Raw genomic sequence first — 21,971 nt, 5'->3', positions numbered from 1 at the left:
TTATGGCAATCGATTGGCAAAGAGAAGAAATGCAAAAACAAAACTAATAAATGCATCAATGTGCATAGACAGGGAGCAGAATAGCGATGAAATTATTTCGAATTTAGTTCGAATGTAGGTGGGAGTTTGGGGCAAATGCACAAAGTCTTAGAAGACGCAACAAGGGACATGAATGGGCACGTTTCGCGGACTGAACCTATGGTTGAAGAATCCATCAATCATTCAGCATACGGGGAAAGAGAAAGGATCGCGGCTCCGGCGTCGCAAGCGAACCATTTCGAACTCGTAAGAGTCATCGAACGAATGTATCGGCGCTACCTTGACCGCCTCCGCGTCGATCTGATCCGAATAGGCGCGGACGACATCTCTCCCGCCCATGCCATGTTGCTTTTCACCATCGGTGACGACGACCTGTCCGTGCGGGATCTGATGGACCGCGGTCATTATCTCGGATCGAATGCGTCCTACAGCCTCAAGCAACTCGTCCAGTCCGGCTACGTCGACCGAACGGCTTCGGCACGGGACCGACGCTCAGCCCGTATCCGTCTGACCGACAAGGGAAAGATGCTTTGCAGAGCCGTGAAGGCAGCCGACGAGGTCAATCAGGACCAGATCGTGCGATCCGAACAGGACCTGAAGGCCCTTGAGGAAACATTCGCACTGCTGCGCAAGCTTGAGGTCCTTTGGGCGACGGACCTTCAACAATCCCCCTTGCGTCTGGACGGCACCCGTTTCTGATCGAAGGTTTGGCACATGCATATCGTGTTCGTGCACCGGCATGGGCCCGGGCAGTTCGTTCATCTTGCCCGGCGTCTGATCGCCGATGGCTGGACTGCCACGCTCATATGCGAATCCCTGGACCGGCCGGTGCCGGGCCTGCGTGTGCTGCGCTATGCCGGTGACACCCGGCAGGCGGGCAGCGCGGGTGGACGGCCTTCCGTGCCCTACATCGAGGCGGGACGCAAGGTTGCCGATATCCTGCACAAGCTGGACCTGAACGGCCACAAGCCCGACATTGTTATGGGACATATCGGTTGGGGCGGCATGATGTTCGTCAAGGATGCCCTGCCGGATGTACCTGCCATCGGTTTCTGCGAATATTACTTCCAGCCGCAGGGCGGAGACGTCGGGTTTGCACCTTCCGACGAGATGTCGCTGCAGCAGCGCCAGACCATGAGGCTCCGCAACGCCATCCAGCTGTCCACTCTGGATCAGCTCGATGCCGGCATCAGCCCGACGGCCTGGCAGAAGAGCCGCTATCCCGCAGAATACCGGTCAAAGATCCTCGTGCAGCATGAAGGCATCGACACGACCCGGGCTCGCCCCGACGCGATGGCCGGATTTCGCCTGCCGGACGGCAGACACCTGACCGCGGGCGATCCGGTGGTCACCTTCGCGGCACGTGACCTGGAACCCTACCGCGGGTTTCCCCAATTCATGCAGGCGGCAGCACTGGTCGCCCGCGAAAATCAGGAAGCCAGGTTCGTTGTTGCCGGTGGCGACGGCGTCAGCTACGGACGCGCACCATCTCGCGGCGACACATGGCGCAACCGGCTTCTTCAGGAAACCGGCCTTCCACCTGATCGGATCCACTTTCTGGGCCAGATCCCGCACAAGGATCTCCTGAGCCTGTTTCAGGTCTCTGCAGCCCATGTCTATCTGACCTACCCGTTCGTCCTGTCCTGGTCGTTTCTCGAAGCCATGGCCTGCGAGGCACCTGTCATCGCGTCCAAAACCGCTCCGGTTCAGGAAGTTGTTCGAGACGGGGTCAACGGCAGGCTCGTTGATTTCTGGGACACAAAGGCAATTGCTGCCGAAGTTTGTTCGGCGTTGACGTCTCCGGCAGACCGGCAGGCCATGCGCCGGGCGGCACGCCGGACCGTTGTAGCCAGATACGAGTTGTCAACCTGCGTTCTGCGCCTGCAGGCGCTCTTGAACAAGTTGTCGAACCGTTCGGCGCAACGGCAGGCCGGCTTTGGACCCGTCGCAGGAAGGCGCAACGTGGCGACGGAGTGGAACCGGGTATGAAGGGAATTGTTCTTGCCGGCGGCGCCGGGTCTCGCCTGTTTCCCATGACGCTCGCAAGCTCGAAGCAGCTTTTGCCCGTCTACGACAAACCAATGATCTACTACCCGCTGACCACGCTGATGCTCGCCGGCATTCGAGACATTCTGATCATCTGCACACCGCGGGACCTGAGCGCGTTCCAGCGCGTCCTCGGCAAGGGAAACCGCTGGGGCCTGAACCTGTCCTACGCTGTCCAGAAACACCCTGCAGGCATTGCCCAGGCATTCCTGATCGCGGAAGACTTTCTGGGTGGGGAACCGTCGGCCCTCATCCTGGGCGACAACATCTTTCATGGCACCGGCCTGTCGGAAAAAATGCTGGCGGCCCGGCGAAACGAGACCGGCGCAACCATATTCGCCTATCAGGTTCATGATCCCGAACGATACGGCGTTGTCGGCTTCGACAGCGCAGGCAAGGCTTCCTCAATCGTTGAAAAACCGGTTGCCCCGCAATCGGACTGGGCGGTGACCGGCCTCTATTTCTACGATGCCAGGGTTGTCGACATCGCCCGTACCCTCACCCCATCCGCACGCGGCGAACTTGAGATCACCGACATCAACAGGGCCTATCTGGAAAGCGGTGACCTCAGCGTCCAGATGCTGGGCCGGGGCTATGCCTGGCTGGATGCGGGAACGCCGGAATCGCTCCTGGAAGCAGCCTGCTTCATCCAGACGCTGGAATCCCGCCAACGCCTGAAGATTGCCTGTCCTGAAGAGGTCGCATTCTACCAGGGCTGGATCTCGAGAGGTGATCTCGAAGCGCTGGCGAGCGAGATTTCAGGCACGACCTACGGCCGTTACCTGAACTGGATCGCCAGGGAAGCGGCAAAAGCGCAATTTGAACCGGCAAGCGCCCTGGCCTCGTGAGAAGCGTCAGAATCGCGCCGTGATCGAGGCCTGCAGATTGAGATCCCCGGCTTCCGTTTCTCCTGCGTCCTGCAGGGCAACGCCCGCGATCAGGTTAGCCGTCAGATTGTCTCCAAGAGCATAGTCGAAGCCGGCGCCAACACCGGACAGCGTCGCATCGTCGTCTGTGGCGTGATCGATCCCGAACCCGATATCGGCAAACAGATAGGCCGACAGACTGTCGTTTGTCAGTGATTGCGGCCAGCTTTCAGGCAGATTGCCGGCAAGCGGCGAGAAGGACGGCAGACGCAATTCGTTCCGCCAGATGACACCGCTGTCGACGCTGGCATCATCGTAGTTATACCCGCGCACCGCATATCGCCCACCAAGCGAGATCCGCTCCGTATCCGGCAGCACCTGCCCCGCGAGCGTACCCGAGAGGGCGCTTACCCAGAAGAACCTGTTCGGAAGAGATATTGTCCGGCTGATGTCTGCCGCAAGATACGCATAGTCGACCGACTGGACACGCCCATTGGTAAAGGTCTGCCAGGTGGTTGCCGCATTTCCCTGGAGAACACCTCCCGGATTGGCTTTCACCCTGACATCCAGCGCCGTGCGGCCAAACCGGTCATCGAACGAATTGCTCCAGCCAAGCACCATCTGGAACAGATCCGCGGCACCGTCGGCAACCGCGACACCATTGAAGAAGGTTGTCCGTTCCAGGCGTTTCAGCTCAACGCCCGTGTAGGTGTCTCCCCAATAGCGCCCCGGCAGGAGATTAGAGACGGCAGACCTGTAGATGATCGGCAATTCATAGGTGGTGTTTTCAAAGTCGAAAAAGCGATTCGGCGTCTCGCGTGACGCAACCATTGCCGGGGCGATTTCAAGACTTTGCCGGGCCCACGTCGGAATGGTGAGCCTGCCTGCGTGGGACACATAGGAGGGGTAGTCGCCTTCACGCGGAAAGACAATTCCCGGATCGCTCCAGATGTCGTCGCTGGCCGTCATCTGGTAGGAAAGCCAGGGGCCGCCCGGAAAGGGAAGACGCGCATTGCCACCCAGAAAATACCTGTCGCGTCCGGTATCCTGCGATCCGGAATTGGACCATCCCGCAAACACCTGCCAGGGCCTGCCTTCATCGATCGTGACTTCGAGATCGCTGAGCGCGGCATCCTCGCCCGGGCGAAAAACCCCACCTGCCCGCCTGTAGGGGGAGCGGTTCAACCAGCCGAGATCTTCTTCCAGCGCGCGCGCATCTATGCGCCCACCGGGGTTGATCCGCAGCCTTGCGCGGATCTCTTCGGCGTCGCGCTCATCGAGCCCCTGCACCGTCACGTTGCCCGACTTGAACTCGATCACCCTGACCTGCAGCACCCCGCCGGTTATTTCCTGCGGTGGCAGGGTCACGGATACGAACGGATAGCCCGCTTCCTTGTAAACGCGGGCTACGGCAGCTTGAATCTCCCCCGCAAGGGCGAGGGAAAGCGGTTTGCCGAGATACTCCGACAGCACGGCATCCAGTGCGGCCTGATCGAAAGCAGCCGCCGGACCGCCGATACCTTTCGGAGCTCGGCCTGCCACATCGTCGGACTGGCCGATCAGATAAACGCCGGCCAGGTCAACCCCGAGCGGTGACCTGTCGGTGGCGCCGAAGTCCTGGGGGGCGACGTCCAGCGAGACCGGCTCTCCGGGTTCGGCAGCCGGAAGGTTTCTTTCAAGAGCCTGCTGGGCGAACGAACCTTCGGAAACGAGCGCAACACCGGCCACCAGGGCTGCAGTTATCGTATGTCTTGTCATGCCGGACTACTCTGCCGCCGCACTGAGCCAGCGTCCGAACGAGCGGTTGCAGGGGTGAACGGCACCTTCGCCGCCGACCACTCCCGGCTCGCAGGCAGAGGGGTTGTCTTCAAGTGCCTCGTCGGTATCCGGGGTCTGCAGCCGGTTGCGCTCCAGCACCCGCTGGCGGGGATCGGTGGAAGACTGTCCATTGCCGGAAGAACCGGACGTTTCGGAGGGGCTAATGATCGTCAACGTGCCATCGACGCTCAAAATGTCGTAGCCGAACTGATGCGAATAGAAACTGTTGCCTATGACATAACTTCCGGCCGCGGTTGCCGTGACGGCGGCACCGCCATCGAAACTTCCCAGGAGACTCGCTCCGGCAGACGACAAGGCATAGGTGAACCCGCCGGAATAGACCGTTCCGTCATATATTTTCGACTTGTCGTCACCCGTTACCGTGATCGCAGTCAGGAACCCTCGCAGGAGTGGGGTCGTCTGCCCCTCGTAGATGCGCCAGGTGTTCGCCGTGCCGCCCTGGTCGTCAATTCCAAAACCTGCCGCTACAAACGTGTCGAGCTGCTGCATGGCACTGCTGGTCACACCGGTGACATTGGTCACCGAACCGCCGAGCTGATTGCCGACTGCATTGTTCAGCCCGGTAGTCTGTGTGTCCCAGACGCTGTTGGTGAGCGTGATCGTACCAGCGTCCATAGTGCCGACCAGGCCGCCACCGTTCACACTCGCGGAGACGGCACCGGTTGCATACGAGCGGGTCACGGACGACCCGTCAAGCATCCGCCCGACAAGGCCGCCGATCTCGTTGCTGCCAGAGACGTCCCCGGTGGCGTAGCTGTCGGAAATGCTGCTGGCCGTTACGCCGACGAGCCCGCCGGCCATGCGGCCGGTGTGGATCACGTCGCCAGTCGCAAAGGACCGTGTGATTGGCGCTCCGACGGAGTAGGCAACCAGCCCACCGAGACGCGTCGCGACGTTGTCGGAACTTTGCACAGTCCCGGTCGCATAAGAGAGATCGACCGAGCCCGAATCAATGGAGCCGATGAGACCGCCTGCGCCATATGGTGTGGTGGTACCACCCGTGTTATCGGCAAGGAGCGTGACGGTTCCGCTGGCATGAGATCTGGAAACGTCGACATTTGATACCCGGCCCATCAGTCCACCGATGTCATAACGGCCACTGACGTTGCCGGAAGCGGACGAACGGGTAACCTGCGATGCATCAGAAGTCTGACTGTTGCCGATAAGGCCACCTGCAGCATAGGCCGTGGTGGTGACATCAGCCGAAGAATGTGCGTCGGTAACGGAATACTCCGACGCCATAATTCCGGCGACGCCGCCGACATTACCTGCGCCTGTCACCGTGCCGCCGACCGAAACATCCGATACCGAGACCTTGCCACCAACGGCAGCGCCGATCAGCCCGCCAACACCGACCCCTCCCGCGATGTTGACGTTCGTCAGCTTGAGATCACGAATGGAGACATCCTGACCATCGGCTCTAACGACGCCAAACAACCCGATCGAACTGAAGTTACCTGTCGAGGCCAGGCCGTCGATCGTATAGCCGCCACCGTCGAAATTGCCGCGAAGGCTTGTCGACGCAAAGCCGGAACCACCGTTCCAGGCTGCTGTTCCCGAAGCGTCGATATTCCGGGTCAACACATAGTTTACCGGCGTGGTGCCGGAACCTGACTGTATGCCCTGAAGACTGTAGACATCGAAGATCTGGTACGGGTTGGCTTGCGATCCATCACCACCAAGCGCACGTACAAAATGACCGCCCTGAATATCGAAATCCCGGGCATAAAAATCCGGCAAACTGCTGCCGACCTGCAGCCAGGCGGTATCGGACTGGAAATCGTCGACATGGATATCACCCGTCGCCGTTGAAGTGACATTCGTTGCGCTGCTCGTCTGGTCCACACGCAGCTTGCCGTTCGCCGCGGTGACGGAGCCGTTGATCTTGATGGAGGCGTTGCTGGCGTCGGCGTAGAGAGAAAGCTGGTTGCTGTTAGACCACGCGACATCGCCGTTCACTGTCAGGTCACCGTCATGGGCCCACAGGATGGCGTTGCTGTCGCCGACCGAAAATGTGCCATTCGTTGCAACAGTCAGGTTGCCACCAGCGTAAAGATTGTTGTCGAGATTGAAGTTGGACGTCGCATTCAAATTGAAGTCGAGACTGTTGCCATTCTGGTCGGTTCGCACAACCGCCGACGTGTTGAACAGGAAGTCGAGATCGGTGTCGCTGAACGCGCCGATGGTCGTGTCCAGAGCGGTGACCACGTCCGTCGTGGCCGCTGCACCGGTATTGACGTTGAAGGCATTGCCCCAGATATCGGCTCCGGAGACGCCGGTCGACGTAACTGTGTCGGCGAAAGTCGCCGCTTTGGTGCTTTCACCGTCCAGATAAGACAGGACCCCTGCGGAATTGAGCGATCCGGCCGTAGTCAGGATGTAATAGTACCCGTTTGCCCCGCTCACAGCGCTGCCGACAAGATTGCCGCCGGAAAGTGCGCTGACATTTGCTCCGGTTTGGGCCGTCGTGCCCGCATCACTGTAGACGATACCTGAGACCGCCTCGGGTGTGGCGGCATACTCCCACTTGAAATAAGGGAAAAGTCCGCTGCCAGTGCCCCAGATGCTGCTGTCCAGGGTAAAGCCACCCAGGGTCAGCGATCCCTGCATCTGGGAAGTGGTCAGACCGCTCGTGTTGGTCACGGTGGGGGTATAGGAATTCGTGTAACCGATCACCTCGGTTTGTCCGGTGGTTTCAGTATCCCAGGCTGTGTCGGTTATTGAAACGCTTGAGTCGGAGACCTCAGCGACCAATGCGGCTGCATATCCTTCAGCCTCTACAAGACCCGTAACAAAGGAGTTTTCAATGACCGTGTTCCTGTCGGCCGTACCGATGAGCCCTCCAGCCGCGGCGCCGTTTGTACCGAGCACCTGACCGGCAAAATACGAATTCGAGATCGTAAGATCTTCCGCGTACCCAACCAGTCCACCAGCCTCCCGAAAGCTCCCTGACGAGGTGACTGTCGCCGTCGAATAGGAATTTTCGATCCTGTTGTCGTTGTCGTCTGTGGTGCCGACAAGACCACCGACCTGCCCTCCGGTTATCGATCCTGTCGAGCTGGAATTCGAGATTATCAGCCCTTCACCCATAATCGCGACGAGGCCGCCGGTAGCACTGCCCCCATCCGTCGTCGTGACGGAAACATCGGCATGAACATTGGTCATGGTCGACTGGTCGATGTTGCCGAAATACCTGGCCACGACGCCTGCGCCCCAGGAATTCGCCTGAACGGTTCCACTGACAGTCACATTCGACATGTTGTGACCGTGATAGTTCCCACCGCCTGTGTCGCCGACCAGAATTGCCGTCTGGTTGTCGCCGGTAACAGACGCGTTCGTGAGTGTGAGGTCCTTTATCTCCAGGTCACGTCCGGAAGTGAAATAGTTGTCTTGCCAATAACTTATAAGTGCGACATTACCTTCGGAAGGCCGGTTGATATAGAGGCCGTCTATCGTATGTCCCTTGCCATCCAGGCTTCCGGAAAAGGAAACAGGGTCAAAGCCAGCACCGTTATTCCACGATGATGTCATCGACGCGTCGATATCGTTCGCAAGCTCATAGTAAAGGCTGATATCGCCGGACCCGCCACCACGCCTGTCACTGGTCGTGATCCCTTGCAGGCCATAAACGTCAAATAGCGCATAAGGGTTGGAAAAAGTGCCATCGCCACCCTGCGCCCGGATGAAAGTCCCGAAGCCAACACTCAGTGCGTTCGTGGCAAAGTCTGGCAGGCCCGCGCCGACCTGATCCCAGACACCCCTGGTGAGAGCGAAATTGTCGACATCGACCGCGCCGGCTGCTCCCGTCGAGATCGTGCCGACAGCAGCCGTGCCGCTGTTGCCGTAAGCCAGCAGGGTCAGCCCACCGCTCTGGCCGTCGATGGCCGCATTGATCGCGATGTCGTTATAGGCGTTGAGCGTGAGTGTGTTTGTGCTCGTCCAGGTGATGCCCGAATTGATGGTGATGTTGCCGTCGCCCGCACTCTGGTTGCCCGGACCACTTGCAGACGAGTTGGTGGTCTGCAGGCTCACGTTGTTGCTGGCGAGGTTGGAAGAGATCGTTGCAGCCGCCGCCGCATCGACTGTCAGGTCAACCGGGTCGATCAGCCAGAGACCGGTCTGACCGCCTTCAGACGAGGTATCGACCGTGATGCCGGCAAAATCGATGGTGTTTCGGGCAGACGTTTCGACAAAGCCGCCTTCACCGCCCACGCCACCCCTGGCGCTCAACGTTCCGGAAACACTTGCCGTGTCCTCGGAAAACACCACGATTTCACCACCCTTGACGCCGCTTTCTTCCGCCGAAGCGTCGAGCGTACCGGTGATCGTGATTTCTCCGCCCGTCACCGTGATGGCGCCACCCTCGGTCGCCGGCTTTGCACCCGGCACCGGAACGTTCTCCGCCAGTTTGCGCGACTTGAGCTTGCCACTGACCTGGACCTTGCCCGTATTGCCCGCCGTCAGGAATATCCGGCCACCGGAAGTGCTGACACCGGTTGCCTTGACGACACCATCCGTGTTTCCAGCCAGCGCAAAGACATTGCCGCCATTCGCGCGGATTTCCGCATTGGCCGCCGCGATGGTTCCGGAATTGAGCGCTTCGGTATCGGCTCCGCCAAGCTTGACCGACAACAGGCCGTCTGCATCGGCGACGTCTTTCATCAGGACTTCGTAGCCAGCGGCAAGGGCTGCAGTGCCGTTGGGCGCTTCAAGCGTGCCACTGTTTTCAACGCGGCGCGCAATCAGTGCAATGTCACCCTGCGCTGACCGGATAGTGCCCGCATTTACGACTTCGGCACCGCTCGTGCCGGAAAAGGTCAGGCCGCCGCCATTCAGAAAATCGCTGTCGGTAACGTCCTGCGTCGAAGCGACAAACGAACCACCCGTCGACACAAGCCCGCCGCTGCCAACGGCAACTCCGGCAGGATTGACGAGAAACACGCTGCCCGTCGCGCTGAGGCTGCCATCGATACGGCTCGGCACATTGCCCGTGACCCGATTGAGCGTGGCACCGGCGCCGTTGTCGAAATGAACCTGATTGCCGGAGCCGATGGAAAAGCTGCCCCAGTTCACGATACCGGCATCGCTTGATTGCTTCACATCAACCCGTGAACCACCTTGCGTAATGGTTCCGTTGCCATGCGTGAAACTGCCCCCTTGCGGCAGGGCATCGCCTGAAAAGGCTGCGGTGGGGACAAGAGCTGTCGTCAGCAGCAGAAATGCGGCAAGGGAGGCTGTCCGGTTTGAGCCGGATGGAATGGCAGGCTCAACCGGTGCGCTTGAAACGCCGGTGCTTCGGGTCCTGGACGCCATTTGTATCAATACTCCCGCTGTTGCGTCGTCTTGTGCCCACGACGGTCAACATTGGTGTAAATACAGATGGCGAGAGATCGAATTCCACCTACCAATACTAATCAATTCTGACAGATTCTGACGAGACTTGCTTCCTTTGGGTGACACCTGCCTGAAATCGAAGCTGCCGCAATCAAGGCCTCGAAACTGTTACTTGAACAGGCAGGCCGCTTCCGTCATCACAAGCGCATGCTCGATCTCAAGACCATGTTGCTGCTGGAATTCGCGACAACCGCTTTCATGTCCGTTGCCTGGCTACTCGTCTGGTTCGTCTGGCGCCAGATCTATGAACTGAAGGTCATCGCGGCCGGCTTCTTCGCCATCGCGATTGGATTGTTTCTCTATTTGCAGCGCGGTCCGGACCCATCGCTCATTCGCGTCGTGACGGACAACATGGTGATCAAGTTTGGCCTGGTCCTGTGGGCCGACGGCCTGGCGCGCTTCCTGGGGCAGCCCCGTTTTGTCGGTATCAGCGCGTTCTGTCTCGCGGCACAGCTCCTGTTCTGGATCTTCGCCGTTGTCTATGACCCGACAGACCTCGGCCTGCGCATTCATGCCTCCACTGCATTCACGGTGGTGATGATGGCATTGATGATCCGGACGCTTTACCGCGACCGCTCCCAACCCCCTTTCCTTCGCTGGATCATGATCTTCCTGCTTGGGGAATATTCCGCCGCAAGTCTGCTGCAGAGCGCACTCGTCTATATTCAGCCATCGACGGTTGCCAATCCGGTGATGACCAACATCAATACCTGGTACTTCTTCCAGGGACACATCTTCATTGTCGGCTTTTTCTTCTGTCTGATCTTCATGGTGGGCATGCGCCTGTCCATGGATTTGCGCGACCGAAACGCTGCGCTAGCGCGCGAAGTAACATTGAGACGGCGCCTGGAGGGAGAACTGTCCGCCAGTCTGGAAGGGGAAAAGGCCGCACGCCAGGACCAGCGCCAGTTGATGCGCATGGTCAGCCATGAGTTTCGCACCCCCCTGGCCGCAATCCGCTACGCAAGCGACATGCTCACCCTGATGCTGGAACGACCGCAGCAGGCTGTCGCCCAACGTCTGAAAAGCATCGACGAGGCCGTTTCCCGCATGACGATGCTGATCGATCGTTTTCTTGCAAGCGAGCGGCAGGATGAAGGTGTGCTGAAGATCGAGCAGGTGGATTTCTCGGCCCTTTATGAGGACGTTCAGCGGCACTTCGACCATGCCGGCCTCGGCGAACGCCTCACACTTCATCCCGTTGCGCCGATGCCGGCATACCGGGGAGATACCGAGATGCTCCGCACGGTGGTCGTCAATCTGGTCGACAACGCGCTCAAATACTCACCAAAGGACGCCGAGGTCGAGATCACGATAGCGGCCCAGAACGGTGATATCGTTCTGGAAGTGAAGGACCGCGGGATCGGCATTCCGGATCGTGACCTGGCGCAGATCGGCAACCGCTTCTACAGGGCCTCGAATACAGGCGGAACCGGAGGCAGCGGGCTCGGCCTGCATTCCTGCCGGCAGCTTGTCGGCTATCACCAGGGACATCTGGATTTGAGTGCAAGACAAGGCGGCGGCACGCTTGCCAGGGTTTTCCTGCCGCTTCCCGGATTTGCGCGAGCGGACTCTGAGACCATGCAGGAGGAGGAACCGGCATGAACAGGATTTTGATCGTGGAGGACGAAAGTGCCCTTCGCGCCGACCTGTTGGATTATATGCGTCTCAACGGCTTTCAGGTCAGCGGCGCGGGCGGCGCGGCCGAAATGTGGACCGCGCTGGATGACGCCGAACGACCGGATGTCGTGATCCTGGATGTCTCGCTGCCGGACGGAAACGGCTTCGACCTTGCAGGCGACCTGAGGGCGAAAATCAATTGCGGCATCATCATGCTGACCGCACACGGCGACAGCGAAAGCCGGGTCCGCGGGTTCGACAGCGGCGCGGACATCTACCTCGTCAAGCATACCAGCCTCAGGGAAATACTGGCTGCGGTCCAGAGCCTCATACGCAGACTGTCCGGCGCTTCATCAGAAGGTAACAACGCGGCAGAATGGGTGTTGGACAATGTCTCCTGGAAGCTTCTGCCACCGGACGGCGACGCCATAAAGTTGACCGCAACCGAAAGGATCTTTCTGGAAGCCCTGGTCTCCAATTCCGGAGCCCCTTGTGCCCGGGACGATCTTTCCCGTCTTCTCTCCAATCGCCAGACTCAGTTCGACAATCGGCATCTGGATGCCGTCGTCAGCCGCCTCAGGCGCAAGATCCAGGATCAGACCGGGGTGGAATCACCCATCAAGTCTGTCTATGGCGTCGGATATTCCTTCAGCGCCACCTGCAAGATGGACAGCTAGCCCGGTTTGTCTCGATCAGGCTGTCGTAAACACGGCGGAGCCCGAAGGGTCTGGCAACATCGCCGTGCATATTTCCGTCGACGTTCGGAATTCTGATATAAGGTGCCTCCAAATGAGGCAATCCGGGATGTCAGGCGCAATCAGTTTTCAGAAAATATCCGTCATGCTGGCCGTTATTGCGATGTCCTGCCTGGCGACACTCCTGCTGTTGACTGCCGCTAACGCGCGGGATCTTCGTGTCCTGACGTCCTTTCCGGACTATTTCACGAAGCCCTTCGTCGATGCGTTTTCGAAGAAGTATCCGGCGATCAACGTTACTGTCCTGAACAAGAACACGGTCGCCTCGGTCGAGGAAATCCTGCTGGACAACCCGCGTGGCTTCGATCTGTTCTGGTCGTCGTCACCGGAGGCCTTTTCCCTTCTCGATAAATTCGGCCGCCTGCGGGAACGCTCACAGGACAGTAGCCAGACCTTTGTCGATTTCGCCTATTCCGGTGTCGGCTGGTGCTGGATGGAAGACTTTGAAGGCAGGCCGCCCACAAGCTGGAACGATCTGCTGGACGCACGCTTTCAGGACAGGCTGGCCATGTCCCACCCTGCCCGGTCAGGGTCCACACACATGCTGCTGGAAGTTATCCTTCAGGATCGCGGCTGGGATCGGGGCTGGCAGTATATCTTCGGCCTGTCCCAGAACCTCAAGACCATCACCGCCCGCAGTTTCAGTGTCATAGAGGGGCTCAAGCGCGGCCGCTTCGATGTTGGTCTGTCGATCGATTTTCTGGCGCTGACGGAAGCCGACGACGGCGTCCGCTTTCAATATGGCCAACCGGTCATGATGGCCCCTGCCCGGATCTCCATTCTCAACCACGGCTCCGCCCCTGAGGAGGCGGGTCTGTTCATCGATTTCATGTTGAGCAAACCGGCGCAGGAACTGCTGACACAGCCCGACATCCGCAGGATCCCGGTGGACACCTCTGTTCGCGAACAATCCTTGAACCAGTTCCCCAGGGAAGTGCAGGCTGCGCTGAAATTCAGCTGGTCCACTTATGACCCCAATCTTGCCGAAACACGGTATCAGGCCGTCAACGACCTGTTCGACATCTTCATCACCAGAAATCTGGTTCAGCGCAGAAACCTGTTGCGGCGCCTGGAAACACTGAGCCGGCAGGCGCCTCCCGAACTCGTTCCTTCGCTGATCAAGATAAAGAAGAAGCTCAACCAGCTTCCCGTGTCCGAGATCGATGCCGTGCGCTCGGAACGCTACCGGGACGCACAGGAGGAAGGCGCCAATTCGCTTGCCGGAACCGGCGAGGAATGGAGCCTTGCCACCTGGCGCATTGCCGCCAGGGAGCAACTGGCGGCAGTCGACGCCATGCTGACCGGGCTCGAGACAAGCATCCGGAATGGTCTGGCTGTCAATGACTGAGACGGCAAACCGCGGGCGCGGCACGATATGGTTTCGTTTGCTGCTGTCCATCCTCACGATTGCCGCGATCACCTGGATCATCCTGGCCATCGGCGTGGTCTTCTTCACTCAGGCACGCAGCGATTTTGGCGAGATCACCGAAAAGAGCATTCCGGAAATCGCCCTGGCCTCCGAGCTTTCCGAATATGCGACGCGCCTCGCCGTCATCGCGACCGAGATTGCCGCGCAGACCCGGGAACGCGAACCGGAAGCCATGCGCGAGGATGTGGAAGCCGCAAGCCAGGGCATTTCGGGCCTTCTGGAAACAAACATCCTGAGCGACACGAAAAACACCGCGAAGATAATCGAGGCGAAGGAAACCTTGAGCGACAAGCTCGGGTCCTTCCTTCAGGTCTCCCGGGATCTGCAGGCGATCAACAGGTCGCTGGAACACTACCAGGTGGAACTGCGCTGGCTGCAGATCGATATCCAGACCGAAGTCGCTGCCCGCATTCAGGACCTGTCCTTCAACATCGACAGCCTGTCGTCCGAAATGGTCCGCTCGCAGTCGCGCACCGACCGGGTCGCGGCTGCCGCGATCATCCGGCAGGAAACCCTGCTTCGCGAACAGATGCAGACAATCCGGTCAAGCACGGCGACGGCGATTACCTTCCTGCTGCAGGCGCTTTATGTCGACACGGCGGAAAAACTCGCGCAGCTTGAAGATCTGAATTTCGACGCGCTTGAAAACCTCCAGGGCATGCTGGCGGAGGTCCCGCAAAAGGCCGATACCGAAACGCTGGTGTCGTCGCTGGAACGGCTGCAGGCCTTCGCCTATGACGAAACGGGGGTCTTTGCAGGATCGCGCGACCGGATCGAGCTGCAGCAACAGGCACTTGGCGACCTCAGCACTGCACAGGCCGCCGTCGCAGATCTTCAGGCCGCCCTGGTCGAGCTGGGCAGGGAACGCCGTCTTGCCGCCCTCACCTTCACCAATCAGGCGGCCGAACGGCTGCGCATTGCCTCTCTGCTGCTGGCCGTCGCAACTGTCATCTGCGGTGTCATCTGCGCCGGCATTCTGCTGTTTTATGTCCGCAACCAGATTGTTGCCCGACTGCACCGGCTGGCAGAAGCCCTGATCGAGATCGCTCAGGGCAATCTCTCCACGCCGATCCCCACCCGCGGCAACGACGAGATCGCCCGCATGGGGGCAGCGACGGAAATCTTCAGATCCTCCGTGGTCGAACTGAACAGAACCCACGAAAACCTGCAAAAGGAAATCGTCGAGCGCAAACGCGCCTTCGACCAGTTGAAGCAGACCCAGCGCGAACTTGTTCAGGCCGGCAAGCTGGCGGCTCTCGGCCAGATGTCTGCGGGCATCAGTCACGAACTGAACCAGCCGCTCGCGGCCATGAAACATCACCTGCACAACCTTCGACTGCTGCTTGCCAAGGGCAAGAGCGAAGCCGTCGAAGCCAAGGTCGACGTCGTTGAAAATCTCGCAGAGCGGATGTCGCGCGTCATCAAGCACCTGAACGGCATTGCCCGCCGTTCGGACTACGCGGTCAAGGACCTGACACTGGATCAGGCCCTCGAACCTGTCGTTTCGCTGTTCGAGCGGCGCCTGGAGGAAAGCAGCGTCGCGCTCAATGTCTCCGACGCTGCCGGCAAGCTAACCGTCCGCGCGGATCCCGTGTTGCTGGAACAGGTCCTGATCAACGTCATCGGCAACTCGGTCGACGCCATCGACATGAAAGCGGCAGGCGGCGGTGAAATCCGCGTCGAGGCAGAGCAAACCGCCGGTGACGCGACCATCCTGATCGCCGACAACGGCATCGGCCTTCAGGGACAATCGGCAACGCAGCTGACCGACCCGTTCGTGACCACCAAGGAAGTCGGCAAGGGTCTCGGTCTTGGATTGACCATCTCCTTCAACATCATGCAGGACATGGACGGGCATCTGGAACTTGCGGAAAACGACCAGGGTGGCGTAACCGTTCAGCTGAGGCTGCCATGCGCGGCACAGAACAAGGTGGGGCAGCTTGAGCACTCGGTTTGAAACGGGCGAAATCGTTCTGGTCGATGATGATGCGGATCTGCTGGAAGCAATGCAGGAAACGCTCGAGCTCGCCGGGTTCAGCGTACGTTGCTACGCCAACGCCAATGTGATTGCCGAGCAGATACAGCCCAACTGGAACGGCATCGTCATCAGCGATATTCGCATGCCTGGCAGAACCGGCATGGAGTTTCTGCGCCTGATTCAGGAAAATGCCCCCCAGGTCCCCTTCATCGTCATTACGGCACACGGCGACGTGAAGACCGCGATCCAGGCGATGAAGCACAACGCCTATGACTTCATCGAGAAATCCACCGAACCGCAACACCTGATCGACACGGCCCGCCGGGCGCTTGAAAAGCGCAGGCTGCAACTCGAAAACCTGGCGCTGCGGCGCAAGGTTCAGCGCATCCGCGATCCTCAGGGTGAGCTTATCGGCAGTTCGCAGGTCATGACTGACCTGCGGTCGACGATTTCGCGCATTGGCCCGTTGAATGTCGATGTGCTTCTGCACGGCGAAACCGGCACCGGCAAGGACCTGACCGCACGCTGTCTGCACCAACTGTCCCCGCGCGCGCCGGGACCGCTTGTGACGATCAACTGCGGTGCCGTCACGGAGATGGACATCGACCGCGAACTGTTCGGCTTCGAAACCGAAAACGGCTCCTTCCCGGGGCGGATCGAACGGGCGCAGGGCGGAACACTCTATCTGGATGAACTTGATTCCATGCCCAATGCGCTGCAGACGCGGTTTCTGCGTGTACTGGAAGAGCGCAAGATCACCAGGCTGGGCGGCAGCGATGCCGTCCCGGTGGACATCCGCGTCATCGCCGGCGTGAAGACCAACCCTGCCGCCCTCGTTCACGATGGTCGCCTGCGGGGCGATCTCTATCACCGGATGAATGTGGCGACCCTGTCCCTTCCGCCGGTGCGTGAACGCGGCGAGGATGTTATCGAACTGATGGAACACCTTCTGGATCAGGCCTCGGAAAACCACGGCCTGCCGCTTCCGAAACTGTCGCAACGCCAGAAAAAGCAGTTCCTCACCTATGACTGGCCCGGCAATGTTCGCGAAATTCGCAACATCGCTGCACGGCTCGTCATCGGCCTGGAGGCTGACCTGCAGATAGGCAGCGGCCAGCCCATTGAGGTCTCCACAGGCTATGAGGCAGCCATGACCGCCTTCGAAACCGAGCTCTTGCAGAACGCTCTGCTTCAGACCGGTGGCCGAAAGGCAGAAGCCGCCGAACTGCTCGGCATCCCGCGCAAGAGACTTTACCTGCGCCTGAAGAGCTGCGGCCTTGCGGAGGAAGACGGGTCATGATCGACACGTTGAACGTGTCAGTTTTGACACAAAAATATCAATAAATTCAATAATTTGACTCGAAAATTTCGCCAGTGATAGCGTTTCCTCGCTGAACGAACAAGGGGCCGGATCAACCCCTTGCGTCAGAATGGAGGAGACATAATCCAATGAGGAAATTACTGGGCCTGACGGCACTGGGACTGCTGGTGTCTGCCGGCGTGGCGAATGCTGCCGACAAGGTGGTCGTCGTGACATCCTTTCCGAAGGAACTGACCGATGCATTCGAAGCCGCCTTTGCTGCATCCAACCTGGACTACGAGCTGGAGATCCTGAGCAAGGGAACGTCCGCAGCCGTCAAATACATTCAGGAAACCGCCGGAAACAACACGTCCGACCTGATGTGGGCATCTGCCCCGGATGCGTTCGAAGTGCTCAAGGGCAACGACCTGCTTGCCAAGGTCGAAATCAACGCAGAAGGCATTCCCGAAAAGATCGGCACGTACCCGATCAATGATCCCGACGGCTTCTACTACGGCTTTGCCGCATCCGGTTACGGCATCATGTGGAACACCCGCTACCTGCAGGCCAACGAGTTGGCACCGGCAAAGGAATGGGAAGACCTGGCCAAGCCGGAATATTTCGGTCATGTCGGCATGTCCGCACCGTCCCGCTCCGGCACCACGCACCTGACGGTCGAAACGCTTCTGCAGGGCGCCGGCTGGGAAAAGGGCTGGGCCGACTGGAAGTGGATTTCCGGTAACATGAACACGGTCACCGAGCGCAGCTTCGGCGTGCCGGATGGCGTCAACTCGGGCAACTTCGGCCTCGGCGTCGTTATCGACTTCTTCGGCTTCTCGTCCCGCGCGTCCGGCTTCCCGGTCGACTTCGCCTATCCGTCGGTCACTGCCGTTGTGCCTGCCAACATCGGTGTCTTGAAAAACGCTCCGAATCCGGAAGGTGCAAAGGCGTTCATCGAGTTTGTGTTGTCGCCGGAAGGCCAGCAGGTCCTGTTCGATCCGGCCATCATGCGTCTGCCGGTCAACCCGGCTGCTTACGCGACCGCACCCGACGGCATTCCGAACCCGTTCGAAGGCGACGATGTGAAGGCATCGGTCAACTTCGACGCCGACCGCTCGGAAAAGCGCTACAACGTCGTCAATTCCCTGTTCGACGTCATGGTCACCTATCGTCTGACCGAGCTGCGTGAAGCCGTCAGGGCCGTGCAGCTTGCCGAGATTGCGCTTGCCGACAAGGACAATGCGGAAGCCAAGGCACTGATCGCCGAAGCACGCGCACTCATCGACGCTACCCCCATCACCGAGGAAGAAAGTCTCGACCCCTCCTTCGCCGCCGTCTTCCAGCAGAAACGCAAGAAGGAAAGCGACGTCATCGAGGGCCGCCAGGCGGAAGTCGAGCAGCAGTGGGATGCCTTCGTGGTCGAGAACTACGCAAAGGCCAAGGCTCTGGCGGAAAAAGCCGCCAGCCTCTGACGGAAAACCAAAAACAACATCACGTCGAACTTGCCGCACCGCCCGGAACAGGGAAGGTGCGGCCTCTTCCCCGGAGTCCATAGCCGATGACTACGAGCAATGCAGCGACTGCGCCTGCAAGGCAGTGGCGCATATTTCCCGAGCTGTCCGGCACCGCAATTGCGGGCGTCGCGATCGCCATCTTCCTGCTGGCGTTTCTCATCCTTCCCGTCTTGAAGGTGACCTATGTCGCCTTCCAGGATCCCCACACAGGAGCCTTGACGCTCCAGAATTTCGGCGATTTCTTCCGCTCGTCGCTGTTCCGCAGTTCCTTCGTGAACTCCTTCTACGTCTCGGCGATGTCCGTGGTCGTGGCAACGGTTATCGCCCTGCCGCTGGCCTATATCACCACCCGTTTCAACTTCGGTGGAAGCGCGCTGATCCAGAGCATCGGCGTCATCCCGCTGATCATGCCGCCCTTCGTCGGCGCCATCGCGATGCAGCTCCTGTTCGGCCGCAACGGCACGGTCAACCTTCTGCTGTCGCAATACCTTGGCTTCAAGATCCCGTTCATGGAAGGTCTGAACGGCGTCATCTTCGTCCAGTCCCTGCACTATTTCCCGTTCATCCTGATCAACCTGTCGGCGTCGCTCCGCAACATCGACAAGGCAATGGAAGAATCGGCGCAGAACCTCGGCTGCACGGGCCTTCGCCTGTTCCGCCGGATCGTGTTTCCGCTCGCCATGCCCGGTTACATTGCCGGCGCCGCGCTGGTGTTCATCAAGGTCTTTGACGATCTCGGCACCCCGTTGCTGCTCAACGTCAACAACATGCTGGCCCCCCAGGCCTATCTGCGCATTTCCTCCGTCGGCATCAGCGATCCGATGGGCTACGTCATTTCCTTCATCCTGGTGGCCTTCTCGGTCTTTTCGCTGTGGGCGTCCTTCCTGTTCATGCGGGGCAAGGATTACGCAACGGTTCAAAAGGGCGGTGGCGGCCTTGCGCGGCGCGACCTGTCGCGCGGCGAGAAGATCGTTGCCTATGGCGTCGTCGTCTTCATCCTGCTTCTGGTCTTGTCGCCGCATTTCGGTCTGACGCTGCTTGCGTTCGGCACGATCTGGTCGTTCAGCCCGCTGCCGGACGGCTACACGCTGGCCAACTTCGCCACCGTGTTCGAACAGTCCCTGCAATATGTGGTCAACACTCTGATCTACGCAGGCCTTGCCGCCGGCTTCGACATCATCCTGGGAACGGCAATCGCCTACATCGTGCTGCGAACCGGCATCAAGGGCCGCAAGATGCTCGACTACATGGCGACCGCCGCGCTTGCCGTACCCGGCGTCGTGCTCGGCATCGGCTACCTGCGCCTGTTCCACAGCTTCGAGGTGCCGGTCATCGGCAAGCCGCTGGCGTCCTGGTGGGTCATCATCGTGATCGCCCTGACCGTGCGCCGCCTGCCGTATGCGCTCAGGGCCTGCATGGCCGCGCTTCAGCAGGTCAGCCTGTCGCTTGAGGAAGCAGCGGAAAACCTCGGCGCTTCCAAGGGCCGCTCCATCCGCAGGATCGTCGTTCCGCTGATGGCCGGGGGGATCCTCGCCGGTTTCGTCACCAGCTTTGCCACTGCCGCAGTCGAACTGTCGGCAACCATCATGCTGGTTTCCACCAGCGACGACGCTCCGCTCTCCTACGGGATCTACCTCTACATGCAAAGTCCGTCCGGCCGGGGTGCCGGCGCGGCACTCGGCATCCTCGCCGTCGTGATCGTCGGCCTGGGAACGTACCTGTCGAACCGCATCATCGAGAAGGACCGGGCCCGCAAGGCCGAAGTCCGCGCATCCCACTGAGCGTTCAATTTCGAGGAAACACTTCCAATGACCAGAAAAGCAGTCGAAATACGGATCGAGGACCTGCATCTCTCCTTCGGCACCACCGAAGTCCTGCGCGGCGTCAACATGACCATCGAACCGGGTGAATTCTACGCCTTCCTTGGCCCGTCGGGCTCCGGCAAGTCCACCCTCCTGCGTGCCATTGCAGGCTTCGGCCCGACACCCAGAGGACGCATTCTCATCTGTGGCCGCGACATTGCCAAGCTTCCACCCTGGAAACGCAATGTCGGCATGGTGTTCCAGTCCTATGCCCTTTGGCCTCACATGTCGGTTCGTGCCAACGTCGCCTTCGGCCTTGAGGAGCGGAAAGTCGCACGCAAGGACATCGATACCCGTGTGGAATCGGCACTGGAACTTGTCGGCCTCCTGCATCTCGCCGACCGCATGCCTTCCCAGCTATCCGGCGGCCAGCAGCAGCGCGTGGCTCTTGCCCGCACCGTCGTCGTCGAGCCGGATGTCCTGTTGCTCGACGAGCCGCTATCGAACCTTGACGCCAGTCTGCGCATCCAGATGCGCCGGGAACTTTTATCCCTTCAGAGGAAGCTGGGCCTGACGACCATCTTCGTTACCCACGACCAGGAAGAGGCCAACACCACCGCCGACCGGATGGCCGTGCTCGACGGCGGTGTCATCCAGCAGATGGGCACGCCGCAGGAACTCTACGACACGCCGGCAAATCTGTTCGTGGCAAAATTCCTGGGAACCGCAAACATCATCGACGGCACACTTCAGCGTGGCGACGGCGGAAATACCTTCAAGGTTGCCTCCGGCGAAGTGCTTCATCTCGGTGCAGGCAGCCCCGACGGTTCTTCGCTCGTGCTGCGGCCGCAGAATATCGAAATCGTCACCGACCAGAACCACCCGGACCTGATCACGGGCAAGGTCAAGCACCGGGAATTTCTCGGCAGCCAGACGCGTTACCTGGTGGAAGCGGCAGGCAGTGAGCTGATCATCGATCAGAAGCATGTGGGCGGTGTCGACTGGTACGAACCCGGCATGGAAGTGAAGATGAGCGTCAACACCCGGAACGCCGTGTTGCTCTGACGTTTTTCGGCAACAGGCCTGCACGGGATCGTGCCGGCCTCCTGCCCGGTGCAGGTGTCTTCACGCCATTCAAATCCGGTGCCCGGTCCAACCTCCTCTCACCCTTCTCCCTGCTGGCGGCCGCCACTGCCGGCTGGGAGGAGCTGAAAGCCCAAGGTTCGGGCGTCGGGGCCCGTGAGCGTCAGTTCACGGGCCATCTTTCGCAGAAACACTTGCCGAAATGACGCAAGGTCAAGTTTTTGACATCGAAGTCGCGATACAGATCCCGCACCGCGAAGAAAATCGGAACGCCTTTCAAGCAATTCAGCAGATCAAGGCAAGCTC

13 protein-coding genes are annotated in these 21,971 nt (G+C 59.8%); 11 read left to right on the top strand and 2 right to left on the bottom strand.

Translation table 11 applies throughout. The features are described from left to right. Positions 1 to 303 precede the first annotated feature (303 nt). The 3 genes from FIV05_RS12820 to rfbA are packed head-to-tail and all read left to right on the top strand — an operon-like array spanning position 304 to position 2,933. Positions 304 to 738 carry a MarR family transcriptional regulator gene (locus FIV05_RS12820; RefSeq protein ID WP_228148025.1) on the top strand — a complete coding sequence of 145 codons (435 nt, stop codon included), beginning with the start codon at positions 304 to 306 and terminating at the stop codon, positions 736 to 738. A 15-nt stretch (positions 739 to 753) separates the two neighbouring features. Beyond that, entirely contained in the window at positions 754 to 2,028 is a 1,275-nt protein-coding gene (locus FIV05_RS12815; RefSeq protein ID WP_152509808.1) for a glycosyltransferase, read from the top strand. Next, complete coding sequence (gene rfbA, locus FIV05_RS12810) at positions 2,025 to 2,933, top strand: glucose-1-phosphate thymidylyltransferase RfbA (protein WP_152509807.1); 909 nt, start codon at positions 2,025 to 2,027, stop codon at positions 2,931 to 2,933. The genes FIV05_RS12815 and rfbA overlap by 4 nt, the downstream gene beginning before the upstream one ends. A gap of 6 nt (positions 2,934 to 2,939) precedes the next feature. Here rfbA and FIV05_RS12805 read toward each other — a convergent pair whose 3' ends face one another. Together FIV05_RS12805 and FIV05_RS12800 are read right to left on the bottom strand one after the other, a co-directional pair. Beyond that, positions 2,940 to 4,709 carry a ShlB/FhaC/HecB family hemolysin secretion/activation protein gene (locus tag FIV05_RS12805; RefSeq protein ID WP_152509806.1) on the bottom strand — a complete coding sequence of 590 codons (1,770 nt, stop codon included), beginning with the start codon at positions 4,707 to 4,709 and terminating at the stop codon, positions 2,940 to 2,942. A gap of 6 nt (positions 4,710 to 4,715) precedes the next feature. After that, the gene (locus FIV05_RS12800; RefSeq protein WP_152509805.1) at positions 4,716 to 10,103 is read right to left on the bottom strand and encodes a filamentous hemagglutinin N-terminal domain-containing protein; all 5,388 of its coding nucleotides are present in this window, start codon (positions 10,101 to 10,103) and stop codon (positions 4,716 to 4,718) included. A 228-nt stretch (positions 10,104 to 10,331) separates the two neighbouring features. Between FIV05_RS12800 and FIV05_RS12795 the strand changes: the two genes are divergently transcribed. The 8 genes from FIV05_RS12795 to FIV05_RS12760 all read left to right on the top strand — a co-directional run bounded on the left by FIV05_RS12795 (position 10,332) and on the right by FIV05_RS12760 (position 21,647). Next, the gene (locus FIV05_RS12795) at positions 10,332 to 11,789 is read left to right on the top strand and encodes a HAMP domain-containing sensor histidine kinase (protein WP_152509804.1); all 1,458 of its coding nucleotides are present in this window, start codon (positions 10,332 to 10,334) and stop codon (positions 11,787 to 11,789) included. After that, complete coding sequence (locus FIV05_RS12790) at positions 11,786 to 12,481, top strand: response regulator transcription factor (RefSeq protein ID WP_152509803.1); 696 nt, start codon at positions 11,786 to 11,788, stop codon at positions 12,479 to 12,481. Before FIV05_RS12795 ends, FIV05_RS12790 begins: the two co-directional genes overlap by 4 nt. A 163-nt stretch (positions 12,482 to 12,644) precedes the next feature. Continuing rightward, a complete protein-coding gene (locus FIV05_RS12785; protein WP_173013832.1) occupies positions 12,645 to 13,907 on the top strand; it encodes an ABC transporter substrate-binding protein in 1,263 nt (420 codons plus the stop codon). Then, on the top strand, positions 13,900 to 15,945 hold the full coding sequence (locus FIV05_RS12780; protein WP_152509801.1) for an ATP-binding protein: 2,046 nt from the start codon (positions 13,900 to 13,902) through the stop codon (positions 15,943 to 15,945). Before FIV05_RS12785 ends, FIV05_RS12780 begins: the two co-directional genes overlap by 8 nt. Continuing rightward, positions 15,929 to 17,266 (top strand): sigma-54 dependent transcriptional regulator, encoded by a 1,338-nt coding sequence (locus FIV05_RS12775; protein ID WP_209009966.1) that lies wholly within the window; start codon positions 15,929 to 15,931, stop codon positions 17,264 to 17,266. Before FIV05_RS12780 ends, FIV05_RS12775 begins: the two co-directional genes overlap by 17 nt. Before the next feature lie 149 nt (positions 17,267 to 17,415). Then, positions 17,416 to 18,738 carry an extracellular solute-binding protein gene (locus tag FIV05_RS12770; protein ID WP_152509800.1) on the top strand — a complete coding sequence of 441 codons (1,323 nt, stop codon included), beginning with the start codon at positions 17,416 to 17,418 and terminating at the stop codon, positions 18,736 to 18,738. A gap of 86 nt (positions 18,739 to 18,824) precedes the next feature. Next, positions 18,825 to 20,561 (top strand): iron ABC transporter permease, encoded by a 1,737-nt coding sequence (locus FIV05_RS12765; protein WP_055656025.1) that lies wholly within the window; start codon positions 18,825 to 18,827, stop codon positions 20,559 to 20,561. Positions 20,562 to 20,588: 27 nt separating this feature from the next. Continuing rightward, positions 20,589 to 21,647: an ABC transporter ATP-binding protein gene (locus FIV05_RS12760; RefSeq protein WP_152509799.1), complete on the top strand. Its 1,059-nt coding sequence runs from the start codon at positions 20,589 to 20,591 to the stop codon at positions 21,645 to 21,647. Positions 21,648 to 21,971: the final 324 nt, after the last annotated feature.

Origin of the sequence: Labrenzia sp. THAF191a (genome assembly GCF_009363335.1) — a bacterium.
GTDB lineage: Bacteria > Pseudomonadota > Alphaproteobacteria > Rhizobiales > Stappiaceae > Roseibium > Roseibium algicola.
Note: the sequence above shows the minus strand (reverse complement) of the source record. Positions and strands in the feature narration are given on the sequence as shown.

What these genes read in the sequence shown, in the direction of transcription:
- FIV05_RS12820 (WP_228148025.1), top strand. Translation starts at nt 304, where the DNA reads ATGTATCGGCGCTACCTTGACCGCCTCCGCGTCGATCTGATCCGAATA.
- FIV05_RS12815 (WP_152509808.1), top strand. Translation starts at nt 754, where the DNA reads ATGCATATCGTGTTCGTGCACCGGCATGGGCCCGGGCAGTTCGTTCAT.
- rfbA (WP_152509807.1), top strand. Translation starts at nt 2,025, where the DNA reads ATGAAGGGAATTGTTCTTGCCGGCGGCGCCGGGTCTCGCCTGTTTCCC.
- FIV05_RS12805 (WP_152509806.1), bottom strand. Translation starts at nt 4,709, where the DNA reads ATGACAAGACATACGATAACTGCAGCCCTGGTGGCCGGTGTTGCGCTC.
- FIV05_RS12800 (WP_152509805.1), bottom strand. Translation starts at nt 10,103, where the DNA reads ATGGCGTCCAGGACCCGAAGCACCGGCGTTTCAAGCGCACCGGTTGAG.
- FIV05_RS12795 (WP_152509804.1), top strand. Translation starts at nt 10,332, where the DNA reads ATGCTCGATCTCAAGACCATGTTGCTGCTGGAATTCGCGACAACCGCT.
- FIV05_RS12790 (WP_152509803.1), top strand. Translation starts at nt 11,786, where the DNA reads ATGAACAGGATTTTGATCGTGGAGGACGAAAGTGCCCTTCGCGCCGAC.
- FIV05_RS12785 (WP_173013832.1), top strand. Translation starts at nt 12,645, where the DNA reads ATGCTGGCCGTTATTGCGATGTCCTGCCTGGCGACACTCCTGCTGTTG.
- FIV05_RS12780 (WP_152509801.1), top strand. Translation starts at nt 13,900, where the DNA reads ATGACTGAGACGGCAAACCGCGGGCGCGGCACGATATGGTTTCGTTTG.
- FIV05_RS12770 (WP_152509800.1), top strand. Translation starts at nt 17,416, where the DNA reads ATGAGGAAATTACTGGGCCTGACGGCACTGGGACTGCTGGTGTCTGCC.
- FIV05_RS12765 (WP_055656025.1), top strand. Translation starts at nt 18,825, where the DNA reads ATGACTACGAGCAATGCAGCGACTGCGCCTGCAAGGCAGTGGCGCATA.
- FIV05_RS12760 (WP_152509799.1), top strand. Translation starts at nt 20,589, where the DNA reads ATGACCAGAAAAGCAGTCGAAATACGGATCGAGGACCTGCATCTCTCC.